At 72.4% G+C, this 13135-nt stretch carries 11 protein-coding genes and 1 rRNA gene; 1 reads left to right on the top strand and 11 read right to left on the bottom strand.

Going from position 1 to position 13135, the window contains the following annotated elements; genetic code table 11:
• Window positions 1–135: 135 nt before the first annotated feature.
• From ACGFMK_RS47660 to ACGFMK_RS47645, 4 genes are all read right to left on the bottom strand, one after another.
• Complete coding sequence (locus ACGFMK_RS47660) at window positions 136–1086, bottom strand: copper transporter (protein WP_392778287.1); 951 nt, start codon at window positions 1084–1086, stop codon at window positions 136–138.
• The gene (gene steA, locus ACGFMK_RS47655; RefSeq protein WP_392778284.1) at window positions 1083–2267 is read right to left on the bottom strand and encodes a putative cytokinetic ring protein SteA; all 1185 of its coding nucleotides are present in this window, start codon (window positions 2265–2267) and stop codon (window positions 1083–1085) included. Before steA ends, ACGFMK_RS47660 begins: the two co-directional genes overlap by 4 nt.
• Window positions 2268–2353: 86 nt before the next feature.
• Entirely contained in the window at window positions 2354–3529 is a 1176-nt protein-coding gene (locus ACGFMK_RS47650; RefSeq protein WP_392778281.1) for a DUF1266 domain-containing protein, read from the bottom strand.
• Complete coding sequence (locus tag ACGFMK_RS47645) at window positions 3526–4518, bottom strand: zinc-binding alcohol dehydrogenase family protein (RefSeq protein ID WP_392778278.1); 993 nt, start codon at window positions 4516–4518, stop codon at window positions 3526–3528. The genes ACGFMK_RS47650 and ACGFMK_RS47645 overlap by 4 nt, the downstream gene beginning before the upstream one ends.
• Window positions 4519–4584: 66 nt before the next feature.
• Here ACGFMK_RS47645 and ACGFMK_RS47640 point away from each other — a divergent pair, with 66 nt between their 5' ends.
• The gene (locus ACGFMK_RS47640; RefSeq protein WP_392778275.1) at window positions 4585–5031 is read left to right on the top strand and encodes a MarR family winged helix-turn-helix transcriptional regulator; all 447 of its coding nucleotides are present in this window, start codon (window positions 4585–4587) and stop codon (window positions 5029–5031) included.
• 592 nt (window positions 5032–5623) lie between these two features.
• Here the strand turns inward: ACGFMK_RS47640 and recN are convergent.
• From recN to rrf, 7 genes are all read right to left on the bottom strand, one after another.
• Window positions 5624–7402 carry a DNA repair protein RecN gene (recN, locus tag ACGFMK_RS47635; RefSeq protein WP_392778290.1) on the bottom strand — a complete coding sequence of 593 codons (1779 nt, stop codon included), beginning with the start codon at window positions 7400–7402 and terminating at the stop codon, window positions 5624–5626.
• Between the two features lie 99 nt (window positions 7403–7501).
• Entirely contained in the window at window positions 7502–8428 is a 927-nt protein-coding gene (locus ACGFMK_RS47630) for an NAD kinase (protein ID WP_392778272.1), read from the bottom strand.
• On the bottom strand, window positions 8425–9258 hold the full coding sequence (locus tag ACGFMK_RS47625; protein ID WP_392778269.1) for a TlyA family RNA methyltransferase: 834 nt from the start codon (window positions 9256–9258) through the stop codon (window positions 8425–8427). Before ACGFMK_RS47625 ends, ACGFMK_RS47630 begins: the two co-directional genes overlap by 4 nt.
• A 4-nt stretch (window positions 9259–9262) precedes the next feature.
• A complete protein-coding gene (locus ACGFMK_RS47620; protein ID WP_392778267.1) occupies window positions 9263–9460 on the bottom strand; it encodes a hypothetical protein in 198 nt (65 codons plus the stop codon).
• Between the two features lie 17 nt (window positions 9461–9477).
• On the bottom strand, window positions 9478–10467 hold the full coding sequence (locus tag ACGFMK_RS47615) for an HAD-IIA family hydrolase (protein ID WP_392778264.1): 990 nt from the start codon (window positions 10465–10467) through the stop codon (window positions 9478–9480).
• Window positions 10460–12946 carry a hypothetical protein gene (locus ACGFMK_RS47610; RefSeq protein WP_392778261.1) on the bottom strand — a complete coding sequence of 829 codons (2487 nt, stop codon included), beginning with the start codon at window positions 12944–12946 and terminating at the stop codon, window positions 10460–10462. Before ACGFMK_RS47610 ends, ACGFMK_RS47615 begins: the two co-directional genes overlap by 8 nt.
• A gap of 95 nt (window positions 12947–13041) precedes the next feature.
• Window positions 13042–13135 (bottom strand): 5S ribosomal RNA (gene rrf / locus ACGFMK_RS47605); the annotation flags it as partial.

Raw genomic sequence — 13135 nt, 5'->3', positions numbered from 1 at the left:
GGTAGCCAGCGATGCTCTCGCACCATCTGCAATTCCACCTTTCATCGAGGTGGTGTTGCAACGACCCCATGACTCCGAGCCACCTTGAGGGACTCTGAGTCCCTCAAGGTGGCCTTCACGGATTTGCTCGGCGCGTCAGTTCCCGGACTGGCTGGCGACGCCCGGCGCGGGAGCCTGGGCGTTGCCGGCGATGCCGTAGCGGCCGGCGGCGCCGTCGAGCTGTTCCTTCAGCGCCAGCACGGTGCTCACCCGCCCGGCGGAGGTGTCCACGTTGTCCACAGTGGACAGGATCGACGTCGACGACGTGTCGGCGCGGACGACCCCGAGGGCGCCGGTGCCGTCGGCGGAACCGGCGTCCCCCGCGAGCACCGTGCCCGCGCCGGTGCGGTCGAGCTGCGTGGCGAACCGCGCGATCGTGGCCGCCCGGTCGCCCGCGCCGTCGCCGGTCGCCTGCGCGCCGGTGAGCACCACGGCCAGCTGCGCCGGCTTGACGTCGGGGCCCGCCTTCACGAATCCGCCGTCGGTGAGCCCGCCCAGCGCCGCGGCCAGCTCCTCACCCGAGGACTGCGGCTTGGCGGAAGTCTTGTCCAGCAACAACACCGAACCGAGCAGGGCGCCGGCGAGCGTGCCGGTGTCACCCGCGGTCGGGAACTTCGACCCGGCGGGCTGCAGCCGCGTGACGACGTCGCGGAGCTGGTCGGCCTTGTCGGGATCGGCGAACGCGGCCGTCAGCTGCACCTCGCCGGTCACGGTCGCGCCGGACTGGCCGATCAGCTGCTTGAGCGCGTCCCGGTCGGCCGGGCGCGCGTCCTCGGTGGTCACGAGCACCACCGACCGCTTGTCCAGCACCCCGGCGACGACCTTCGGCCCCATGGCGCCGGCGAACGCGTCCGCGTCGGCGAGCCGGGCGGTGAGCGCGTTGCGCTGCGCCTCGAGGTCGGAGACCTGGCTGCCCAGGTCCTTCTTCTCCCCCGCCAGCCCGGAAAGCAGCGTGCCGTTCAGCGCGGTCGAACCGAGCACGACGCCGACGGCGAGCGCCAGGAAGCAGGCGGCGATGGAAACTACGTGGTAGCGCAGCGAAATCACGTGAACAATCCCTTGACCCAGGCAGCGAACGTATTCCAGGTGTGCCGGAGCCAGTCCAGGTAGACCGAGCCGACGTCGGACACCAGCAGGGCCGCGGCGACGACCACGACCGCGGCGAGCACGAGCAGGACGACCGCGCCGATCGACACCCGGCTGCGGTGCAGCGTCGCCACCGCCTTCCCGTCGACGAGCTTCGTGCCGAGCTTCAGCCGGGTCAGGAACGTCGACGGGTTGGACCCGGACCGGCCGTGGTCGAGGAACTCGCGCAGGGTGGCCTGGAAGCCGACCGTGACCACCAGGCTCGCGCCGTGCGCGTCGGCCAGCAGCAGCGCGAGGTCTTCGGCGTTGCCGGACGCGGGGAACGTCACCGCGCCGATGCCGAGGTCCTGGATCCGCTCGACACCGGGCGCGTGCCCGTCGGGCTGGGCGGGCACCACGACCTCGCCGCCGCTGCGCAGGGTGGCGGTGCCGATGCCGGTGGGGTCGCCGACCATGACGTGCGGCAGGTGGCCCTGCGCGCGCAGGGTGTCGGCGCCCGCGTCGACGCCGATCAGCACCGGCCGGTGCTCGGCGATGTACTTCTTGAGCTTCTTGAGGTCCTCGGCGTGCCCGTTGCCGCCCGCGACGACCAGCACGTGCCGGTCGCGCAGCTGCACCTTCAGCTCCGGCACGCCGACGCCGTCGAGGATCAGGGTGCGCTCGCGGCGGAGGAACTCGATCGTGTTCGCCGAGAACGCCTCCAGCTGCGTCGACATCCCGGCCTTGGCCTCGATCATCTGGTCCGCGACGCTGTCGGCGGTCTGCTCGATGCCGGAGGCGACCTGCCGCTCGCCGACGTACACGACCCCCTCGTGCAGGCGCAGCTTGGTGCCGTCCTTGATCGAGCGCAGCAGCTCACCGCCGACCGAGTCGACCAGCGGGACGCCGGCGGCGATGAGGATCTCGGGGCCCAGGTTGGGGAACCGGCCGGAGATCGACGGTGACGCGTTGACCACGCCGGCGACCTCGGCGTCGACCAGCGCGTCGGCCGTCGCGCGGTCGAGATCCAGCTGGTCGAGCACGACGATGTCGCCCGGACTGATCCGGCGCAGCAGCTCCCGGGTGCGGCGGTCGACCCTGGCGACCCCGGTGATGCCCGGCAGGGGTTCGGAGTTCCGCGTGAGCAGACCGGTGAGCTTCATGTGGCCGATGGTGACAAATTTGCTCGTGGGACTGCGCACGCCACGCCGTAGCAGAGGTGACTCGTTGTGGTGAGCCACGCCGCGCCTCAAGCGTCGGACTCCTCCGAAAGAGACCCGAAATCGAGGTTCACCCAGGGGCTGCCCGGGTCCTGAAGGAGCTGGTGGTGGACCCGCACGGCGGCGGGGTACCACTCGCCGAACTCCTCGTCCCGGCTGTGCAGCACCCGGCCCATGAGGTAGCCCGCCGACAGGTCGGCCCATGACTGGTGGTAGCGACGCGCCAGCGAACCGGCCTCCAGGACCATCAGCTCGGCGGTCAGCGCGTCACAGTAACCGGCGGCCAGCCCCCAGCGCGCGATGTTGACGGCGCGGCCGACGTCCCAGGACAACGCCGTCGTGACGAAGCCTTCGGCGTCGAGCAGGCCGTCGGCGCGGAAGCGCTGCTCGTAGCGCGACACGCGGCGCACGGTGTCGCGCAGCTCGTCGGCCTGGTCCTCGGCGTCGTTCTCCGCGCACCACCGGCTCACCACCTCGGCCCAGGTCAGCGGGTCGAACTCGCCGTTGCGCGGCCCGTACTCCGCGGCGAACCGCAGGCGCAGCATCAGCACCAGGTTGCCGGGCGTGAGCGCGTACCCGTCGCCGATGAGGTCGGCCATCGTGGCCCGCCAGGCCGGCGGATCGGCCACCCCCCACCAGTCCCGCAGGCCGCGGACCTCGGCCACGTAGTCGTGGTAGCGGGCGTCGAGCAGGTTCCACGGCGCCGCGTTCAGCACGGCCAGGTGCGCGCCGCAGGCCAGCGCGTGCGCGATCGGCCCTTCGAGGTGCCCGTACGGCGCGGTGATCAGCCGTTCGACCTGCTCTTCGAGCGGCGTGACGTCGTCGGGGTGCGCGTCCAGCCACGGCTGCAGCGTCGCGCCCGGCAGCCGCCACTCGCCGCGGGTGCCGCGGTTGAACACGACCCGCTCGTGGCGCCCGACGCCGTCGACCGCCCAGTCCAGGGCCCCGCTCATGAAGACGACGTCCGAGCCGAGGTCGGGCAGCGCGCCGCGGGTGAAGACCTGCAGGAACTCGTCGCCGCCGGTCTCGTGGTAGACGTTCGGGAACGTCTCGGCGCGGTCCTCGAGGATGCTCTCGGCGTCGGCCCGCCGGATCGGGACGAACAGTTCCTCCCCGGCGAGCAGGCCGAGGTAGGCGTCGAGGTCACCCTCCCGGCGGGCGGCGGCCAGCTGCGCTTCGACGTCGTCGGGTGGCGGCAGGATCAACGGGCGGCTCCCTCCGCTCGGCGGGTCAGCACGACGAGCTTGCCCGCCGTCCGGTTGTGCTCCAGGTCGTCGTGCGCCTGCCGGATCGCCTCCATCGGGTACACCCGGGCCGGGCCGAGGCTGACGCCGCCGGCGGCGATCCGGTCGAGGTACCGCTGGAGAACCGATGCGGGCAGGTCGTCCGCCTCACCACCATAAGCGGTCAGGCGCACGCCGGAAGGGAGGAATCCGATGGGATAGAAGTTCGGAATGATCCACTGGTTCGAGAGCATGCCCGTGAAGCACACCGTGCCGTGCACGCGGGTGGCCGCGAGGGTGTCCGGCAGGGTCGGCGTCCCGACCAGTTCGAGGGCCGCGTCGACACCGTCCGGCACGATCTCGCGGACCTTCGCGGCGACGTCCCCGTCGTCCAGGAGCGGGTGCTCGACGCCGTGCTCGGCGAGGGTGTCCAGGCGGTCCGGCTGCCGCGTCGTCGCGAAGACGGTGGCGCCGAGGTCGCGGGCGAGCGTCGCGGTGGCGAAGCCGAGCGCGGACGTCCCGCCGCGGATCAGCAGCGTCTGGCCCTGCTTCAGGTCCAGGCCGGTGGTGAGGGAGCCGTACGCGGTCTGCAGCGTCTCCGGGACCTGGCCGAGCACCTCCCACGGCAGGTCCGAGCGGAACGGGACAACCTGCTCGCGCGGCACGAGCGTGTACTCGGCATAACCGCCGTCGAAGGTGCGGCCCATCCCGCCCATCATCGTGGCGACCTGCTGCCCCGGCTCGAAGTCGCCGTCCGGCGCGGCGTCGACCACCCCGACGGCCTCGATGCCGGGCACCCGCGGGAACGTGACGCCGTCGGCCAGGCCGAGGCGGGTGTGCAGCTCGGAGCGGTTGAGGCCGAACGCCCTGACGGCGATCCGGACCCAGCCCGGTTTCGCCTCGGGCAGCGGAAGGTCCTTCAGTTCGAGGTTCTCGACCGGGCCGGGTTCACGGAGTACGACTGCGCGCATCGTGGGTCCTTTCTTCGCAAGCGAACAGTCCGCACAACAACTGTCCGCACGAGTACTATTCCCGGGGTGACCCTGTCCCGAGAACACGACGCGGCGTGGCGCGGCTTCCTGCGCTCGTCGGCCCTGCTGCTGCGGGTGCTGGACGCGGACCTGCGCGCCACGCACGGGATGTCGCACCGCACGTACGACGCGCTGGTCCAGCTCTCGGAAGCCCCCGACCAGCGGCTGCACATGAAGGATCTCGCCGACGCACTGGTACACAGCGCGAGCGGCTTGACCCGCCTGGTCGACGGCCTCGAGCGCGACGGTTACGCCCGGCGCGAGATGGATCCGGCGAACCGCCGCGCCACGCTGGTGGTGCTGACGCCGGAGGGCCTGGCGGCGCTGGAGAACGCGTGGCCCACGCACGTCCGGGGGGTGGAGCGCTACTTCGCGGACCACGTGAGCCGCGAGCAGGCGCGGGTGCTCGCCGAGGTGTTCCGCGCCATCAACACGGACCTGGACGGCCGCTGACTTCGGCGGTTCCCGGCCTTCGCTCCGCCGCGGTGCTGACCTGCCGGCGCCGGGCTCGTCACTGCCCCGGCGGCACCGAGCCTGCACCCACCGTTCGAGCAGTGCCCGGCCTTCGCTTTGCCGCAGCAGTGCCTGTCGACGCCCGGCTCGCCACCGACCCGGCGGCACCCAGCCTCCACCCACCGTTCGAGCAGCGTCCGGCCTTAGCTCGCCGCGCCACCGGCCCGGCGGCACCCAGCCCCCACCCAGCGCCCCAACGGGGTCCGACCTTCGAGCCCACCGCAACACCGGCCCGGCGGCACCAGCCCCGCCGCCCCCAAACAGTGTCCGGCCTTCGCCCCGCCGCAGCCCGGCAGCTACTTGGCCTCCGCCCGCCGTTCCAGCGACCCGGCGGCGCCCAGTCTCCGCCTCACCGGCGAACCGCAGTTCCTTCTTCTTGGCCCGCTTGTATTTCGGCTCGAACTCGGCCTTGTCCGTCGCCGCGGCGGCCAGTAGCTCCTCGCGCGCGATCAGCTCCACCAACGGCGACCGAGACCTGACCTACCCGCGCACCGCAAGCCGACCGCCCACTTGCTCAGCCGGCGGCCCACGGTTACTTCTTCTTGGTCCGCTTGCGTTTCGGCTCGAACTCGGCCTTGTCCTTCTCCGCCGTGGCCAGCAGCTCCTCGGCGTGCGCGCGGCCGGTTTCGTTGTCCATGCCGGCGAGCATCCGGGCCAGCTCGCTGACCCGCTCGGTCTGCGCGAGGTTCTTCACGCCACTGCGCGTCACCCCGCCCTTGTGGCCCTTGTCGACCACCAGGTGCTGGTCGGCGAACGCCGCGACCTGCGGCAGGTGCGTGACCACCAGGACCTGGTGGGTCCGCGCGAGCCGCGCCAGCCGGCGGCCGATCTCGATCGCCGCGCGGCCGCCGACCCCGGCGTCAACCTCGTCGAACACCAGCGTCTGCACCGTGTCGGCGTGCGCGAGGACGACCTCGATCGCCAGCATCACCCGCGAGAGCTCACCGCCGGACGCGGCCTTGTGCACCGGCAGCGGCGGCGCGCCGTCGTGCGCCCGCAGCAGCAGCTCGACGTCGTCGATGCCGTCCGAGCCCGCGTGCACCGCGTGGCCGTCGATCGCGAGCGCGTGCGTGTCGCCGTGCTCGGCCGGGCGCTGCTCGACCGTGACCTCGATCGCGGCCTGGCCCATCGCCAGGCCGGACAGCTCCCGGGTGATCTCCGCGGCCAGCTCGGCCGCCGCCTTCTCGCGCGCCGCCGACACCTCGACGGCGTGCGCGGCCAGCTGGATCGCGAGCTGGTCGCGCCGCAGCGCCAGCTCGGCCAGCGCCTCTTCCGAGGTGTCCATGGTCTCGAGGCGGCGCCGGGCGTCGTCGGCCCAGGCGAGCACGCCGTCGACGTCCGCGGCGTACTTGCGGGTCAGCCGCTTGAGGTCGCCCTGGCGGGCCAGCACCTTCTCCAGCAGCGCCGGGTCGGCGTCCAGCGTCTCGACGTACCCGCCCAGCTCGGCCCCGACGTCGGCCAGCAGCACCGACGCCTCTTCCAGCCGCGGCGCCAGTTCGCGCAGCACGGCGTCCTCCGACGTCGACAACCGCCGCAGGGCTTCGGAAACCAGGCCCATCGCGCCCGGCGCGTCCGGGTCGCCTTCCGCCGAGCCCGACACCGCGACGTGCGCCTCGGTCGCGGCCGCGCGCAGCTCGTCGACCGCCGCGAGCCGCTTGATCTGCGCGGTGAGCTCGACGTCCTCGCCCGGTTCCGGCTGGACGGCGTCGATCTCGGTGAGCCCGTGCTTGAGCAGGTCCGCCTGCTGGGCCATCTCGCGCGACCGCGTCGAACGCTCGGTCAGCTCGGCGATCACCGCCAGCCACTCGGAGCGGATCTCCTGGTAGGCGCGCAGCGGTTTGGTGACGGCGTCACCGGCGAAGCGGTCGATCACCGCACGCTGCTCGGACGGGCGCAGCAGCCGCAGCTGGTCGTTCTGCCCGTGCACCGCGATCAGCTGTTCGGACAGCTCCGCGAGCACACCGACCGGCACCGACCGGCCACCGAGGTGGGCCCGGGACCGCCCGTCGACGGCGATCGCGCGCAGCGCGATGACGCTGCCGTCCTCGTCGACGTCGGCACCGGAGTCGGTGACGATCCGCTCGGCGCCTTCGACACCCGAATAGGTGAATCTTCCTTCCACGAACGCCTTGAGCATCCCCGTTCGCACCTTGGAGACCTCGGCCCGGCCACCGGAGAGCAGGTGCAGCCCGGTGACGACCATGGTCTTCCCGGCACCCGTCTCACCGGTGACGACGGTGAAGCCCGCGTGCAGTTCCAGCAGGGCGTCCTCGATGACTCCGAGGCCCTGGATGCGCATCTCGGCCAGCACGCCGCCTACCGTAGCGGCCACCACCGACGAACCACGCACCCGGAGCCCCGCGAGTCGCCGATATGTTCGAATTTCGCGCCGAGCGGACCGTTCGCGCCCCTATTCGTTCGGGCGGGCGTGGCGCTCGCGCCAGCTCTTCACCGGCAACGCGAACTTCTGCACCAGGCGGTCGGTGAACGGGCCGTCCCACAGCCGGACCAGCCGCACCGGCGTGCTGCCGCAGGTGACCCGCACCCGCGCGCCCGGCGGCAGGTCGTGGCTGCGGGTCCCGTCGCAGGTCAGGACGGCGGACGAGCCGTCCGGGTCGATCCCGACGGTGATCACCGAGTCACGGGAGACGACCAGCGGCCGCGCGAACATCGCGTGCGCGTTGCTCGGCACCACCAGCAGCGCCTGCACATCCGGCCAGATGATCGGGCCGCCCGCCGAAAACGCGTACGCCGTCGAACCGGTCGGTGTGGCGCACAGCACACCGTCGCAGCCGAACGCCGAAACCGGGCGGCCGTCGACCTCGATCAGCGCGTCCAGCACCCGCTCGCGCGTGCTCTTCTCGACGCTCGCTTCGTTCAGCGCCCACGTCCGGCTGAGCTCGGTGCCGCCGTGGGTGACGGTGACGTCGATCGTCATCCGCTCTTCGACCTGGTAGTCGCCGTCGACGACCCGCTGCACGGTGTCGGCCAGCGCGTCCGAGTCGGCCTCGGCGAGGAACCCGACCCGCCCGAGGTTCACGCCGAGCACCGGCACCCCGGCCGGACGGGCGATCTCGGCCGCGCGCAGCAGCGTGCCGTCACCGCCCAGGACGAACACCAGCTCGACCCCGGCGGCGGGGTTGTCGTCCGGGTCCACGACGGTGCAGCTCGCGCCGACGCCGTGCTCGTCGGGGTTGATCAGCGCGCAGACGTCGTCCTCGATCACCCGGATCCGGATCCCGGCCTTGGCGAAGCGCGCGGAAACCTCGCGCGCGGCTTCCCCGGTCGCGTCGCGATCCGGGTGCACCATGAGGAGAACTTCACGTTCGGTGGTCATGCGGGCCCTTCCTCGACGGCGGTTCGGACGAGCCGCTCGGCCTCAGACCTGTCTACCGCGTCCACAGTGGACTCGGCCACGTGTTCTTTGGTGAGCCACACGAAGTACTCGACGTTCCCCGACGGCCCGGGCAGCGGGCTGGCGGTGACCCCGCGCAGCGCAAGCCCCAGTTTCGCGGCCTCGTCGAGCACAGCCAGCACCGACTCGGCACGCAGCTCCGGGTCGCGCACGACACCCCCGCTACCCAGCCTGTCCTTGCCGACTTCGAACTGGGGCTTCACCATCGGCACCAGATCGGCACCCTCGCGCACGCACTCGACGAGCGCGGGCAGCACGAGCTTGAGCGAGATGAACGAAAGGTCACCGACCACGAGGTCGACCGGCCCGCCGAGGTCGTCCGGGGTGAGGTTGCGGACGTTGGTGCGGTCGAGCACCACCACCCGCTCGTCGGTGCGGATGCGCCAGTCGAGCAGGCCGCGGCCGACGTCGGCCGCGACCACGGTCGCGGCGCCGTTGCGGAGGAGCACGTCGGTGAACCCGCCGGTGGACGCGCCGGCGTCGAGGCAGCGCTTGCCTTCGACGTCCAGCCCGAGCGGGGTGAACGCCTCGAGCGCGCCGAGCAGCTTGTGCGCGCCGCGCGAGGCCCAGCCGGGGTCGTCCTCGTCCTTCACGACGATGGGCGCGTCCGTCTCGACGCCGGTGGCGGGCTTGGACGCGACCATGCCCCGCACGGTGACCTTGCCGCCGGTGATGAGGGCCGAGGCTTGTTCCCGGGAGCGGGCGAGGCCGCGCCGGACCAGTTCCGCGTCGAGGCGGGCCCGCTTGGGCACCTGGTCAGACCTTGTCGATGCTGGACAGGGCCACGGTCAGCTCGGTGTGCACGGCGTCGAAGCGCTCGACGTGCTCGGTGAGCGGAAGCGCGTCCAGGTCGTCCAGGCCGACGACGGCCTCGTCGATACCGGCCCGCGGGTCGGTCTGCTCGGAGAACGAACCGGGCGGCGGGCCCGGGACGGGGTACGGGTGATCCTGCACGTCAAGAACGGTAGCAGTCAGGCCAGGCCGAGCCGCGCCAGCGCGGCCTTCGCCGCTTCACCGTCGGCTTTCACGGTGATGACGCCGGACTCCCACGCCGCATGGCACAGGGCCCGGAGCAGGTCCAGGTCGTCACCTTCGCCGGTCACGACGACGGCGTCGTCCCCGGCCTCGGCCGTCCAGCCCGGCCGCGGCCCGATCTTCAGTTCTTCGAGAGTGGACGTGAGCGCGGTGAGGTCGGCCGCGAGGTAGGTACCGCGCTCGGCCGGGATGGCCTTGACCAGCTGCTCCGGCGTCGCGACCCCGGAGAGCACGACGAGCGAGTCGATACCCGCGGCGACCGCACCGGCGATGTCGGTGTCGAGCCGGTCGCCGACCACGAGTGGATGCTCGGCACCGGCCGACTTCGCGGCGGTCTCGAACAGCAGCGGCTCCGGCTTCCCGGCCACCAGCGGCTCGACGTCGGTGGCGGTCCGCAGCGCGGCGACCATCGACCCGTTGCCCGGCAGCAGGCCCCGCTCGCTGGGCAGCGTCGCGTCGACGTTGCAGGCCACCCACAGCGCACCCGCCCGGATGGCCAGGCACGCCTCCGCGAGCGCGGCCCAGGTGTTGTCGGGCGAGTGGCCCTGCACGACGGCCTGGACGCTCTCGGCGTTCTCCCGGACGGGCTTCAGGCCGGCCTGAGCCACCTCGGCCGCAAGCGACTCGGTGCCCACGACGAGCACCTCGGCCCCCGGCTCAAGCCGTTCCCGAAGCAGCGTGACGGCCGCCTGGGCGCTGGTGTGCACCTCGCCGGTGTCGGCGGGCATGCCGAGACCGACGAGGTGCTCGACCACCTCGGCCGGAGCCTTGGACGCGTTGTTCGTGACGAACCGCACCGGGGTGCCGTGGTCACGAGCGGCCTTGACCGTCTCCGGTGCGCCCGGGATCACCTGGGTGCCGTGGTAGACGGTGCCGTCGAGGTCGAAAAGGACGGCGTCGTAGGCCGCCAGCAGGGAGTCAGTCATCCGACTCGTCGGAGCTGCCGGGCTTGACGTCCTTGGCCGGAGCCTGCTCGGTCGCCGTGGTGGTCTCAGCCGCCTCGCCCGCCTCCGCGAGCTCAGCCGCGTCGGTCGCCTGGGTGGACTCGGTCACCTTGCCCGTGTCGCCCGACTCCGTCGCCTTGGCCGGAGACGGCGATTCGCCTGCCTTGGCGGGCGCAACCGCGTCGGCGGGCTCGACCGCCTCGGCCGACTCGGCCGACTCGGCCGCATCCGTACCCTCGACCGGCGCAGCCATCTCGGCCACGTCGGCCGAGTCGGTCGGCTCGGCCGCCTTGGTCGGCTCCGTCGTCTTAGCTGGCGCGGGCGCCTTGGCGGGCTCGGCTGCCTTGGCCGGTTCGTTCCCCTCGTTCGAGAGTTCCGCGGCCCGCTCGGCGGCGTCCGTCTCGTCTTCGGCGTCGGCGTCCGCCGAGTTGAGGAACCAGCGGATGGCCTCGTCCTTGCGCCCGGCCGCGACCAGGTTGTCGGCGTAGGCGTAGAACAGCCGAGCGCTCCACGGATCCCGCTTCTCGGCCTTGAGGTCGGCGCCCTGCAGCGACACGACCGCGGCGTCGATCTGCCCGAGGTCCCGGCGCGCCCCGGCCGCGACGATCGCCAGCTCGACCTGCGTCGCCTTCGCCAGCTTCGCCGTGTCGACCTCCTTCGAGAGGTCCAAGGCCCGCTCGGGCCGGCCCAACGCGCGCTCGGCGTCGGCGATGATGGCGATGTGCTCGTCGCTGCGGGTCATCCGGCGGACGGCGCGCAGCTCCGACAGCGCCTCCGACCAGTTGCCGGAGTGGTAGGCGACCAGGCCGAGCGCCTCCCGCACGATCGGCACGCGCGAGGCCTTGGCCTTGGCGTACTTGGCGTGCTCGAGCGCGGCCTCGGGGTCGCTGTCCATCAGGCCGCCGGCCGCGACGAGGTGCTTCCCGACGGTCTCGGCCAGCCCCTTCGGCAGCGTCCTCAGCTCGCGGCGGACCTCTTCGTCGAGGTCCGAGAATTCGATGTCCTCGGGCAGCTCCGGCGCTTCCAGGAGCTCCCTGGCCAGGGCCTCGTCGTCGAGCGGGGTGTTGGCGTACGGCCGCGGGTTGCGGTGGACGCTGTCCTTGCGCTCCGGACGGTCCCTGCGGTCACCCGCGGGCCGCCGGTCGTCCCGCGAACGATCGAACGGCTTGCTGCCGGTGCGCTCTTCACGGCTGCCCGAGTCGCGCGGGCCACCGCGGTTGTCATCGCGACGCTGGTAACCACCGGAATCCCGCGAGCCGGTGGGGCGACGGTCGTCGTCCCGGCGCTGGTAGCCGCCACGGTCACCCCGCGAGTCGGAACCGCCGCGGTTGTCGTCACGGCGCTCGTAACTGCCCTTGCCGCGATCGTCGGAGCGGGGGCCACGATCGTCGTCGCGACGGTTGTAGCTGCTCTTGCCGCGGTCGTCCGAACGGAAACCACCGCCGCCGGTACGCGCACCGCGGTCGTCGGACCGGGGGCCGCTGCTGCTCCGGGTGCCCCGGTCGTCCGAGCGGAAGCCACCGGTACGCGGGCCGCGGTCATAGCTGCCACGGCTGCGATCGTCGGACCCGCCAGTACGGGAGCCACGGTTGTCGGTCCCACCGGAGCGGGAGCCGCGGTTGTCGTAGCTGCCACGGCTACGCTCGTCGGAGCCACCGCTGCGGGAGCCCCGGTTGTCGTCACGGCGCTCGTAGCTGCCACGACCCCGGTCGTCGGAGCGGGGGGCGCGGTCGTCGTCGCGACGGTTATAGCTGCTCTTGCCGCGGTCGTCCGGACGGAAACCGCCGGTACGCGAGCCACGGTCGTCGTCACGACGCGGGTAACTGCTCCGCTCGCCCGAGCCGGTTCCGCGGTCGTTGTCGCGACGCTCGTAACCGCCACGACCACGGTCGTCCGACCGGGGACCGGAGCCGCCGCGGTCTTCCCAGCGCGGCTTGCGGTCGCCGAACGACGACTTGCCCTGGGGGCGGCCGCCGCTCGGCCGGCCACCGCGGTCGTCCGACCCACGGCTCGACCGGCTGTCCGAGTTCTCGTAACGCCCACCGGAGCGGTTGCCGCCACGGTCGTCGAACCGGCCGCCACCCGAGCGCGCGGGCGCGCCGGAGGACCGGCCGCCACCGCTGGGCCGGCCGCCTCGGGAGTCGCCGCGACGGTCGTCGCGGTCACCGAAGCTACGGCTGGTGTCACGGCTGGTGTCACGGCTCTGACCTGCGTAACCTCCGCGCTGGTCGCGGTCGCGAGGACCGTCGCCGCCGCGGAACGGCTTGCCGCCGCCGCGGACACCCTGGTCGTCACGGCGAGGCCGGCCTTGGTAGCCACCGTCGCGGCCGCCTCGGTCCTGCCGGGCACCGCGCTGGGGGTTCCCCCGGGGTGCGTCCGACCGGCTCCGGGAGCCTTCGTCCCGGCGTGCCGACCGGCCGGACCCATCGTCTGCTGAGTCTCGTCGACCGAACTCGGACACCTGGCCTCCTGCCGTGGAAAATCTTGGTCTGGACATACGCGTACGGCCCGCTAGGGCAGCCAACTGGCTATCCTAACGGGCCGTACGGAAGATGAGTTCGGCGGTGTCCTACTCTCCCACAACCCTTCGGTTGCAGTACCATCGGCGCTGTCAAGCTTAGCTTCCGGGTTCGGAATGGGACCGGGCGTT

This window comes from Amycolatopsis sp. NPDC049252 (genome assembly GCF_043197175.1).
GTDB lineage: Bacteria > Actinomycetota > Actinomycetes > Mycobacteriales > Pseudonocardiaceae > Amycolatopsis.
The sequence above is the reverse complement of the archived record's forward strand: the minus strand, read 5'-3'. Positions and strand labels throughout refer to the sequence as shown.

Excerpts from the sequence above, each read along its gene's own strand:
- steA (WP_392778284.1), bottom strand. The coding sequence starts at position 2,267 with ATGAAGCTCACCGGTCTGCTCACGCGGAACTCCGAACCCCTGCCGGGC.
- ACGFMK_RS47645 (WP_392778278.1), bottom strand. The coding sequence starts at position 4,518 with ATGCGCGCAGTCGTACTCCGTGAACCCGGCCCGGTCGAGAACCTCGAA.
- ACGFMK_RS47630 (WP_392778272.1), bottom strand. The coding sequence starts at position 8,428 with ATGACCACCGAACGTGAAGTTCTCCTCATGGTGCACCCGGATCGCGAC.
- ACGFMK_RS47615 (WP_392778264.1), bottom strand. The coding sequence starts at position 10,467 with ATGACTGACTCCCTGCTGGCGGCCTACGACGCCGTCCTTTTCGACCTC.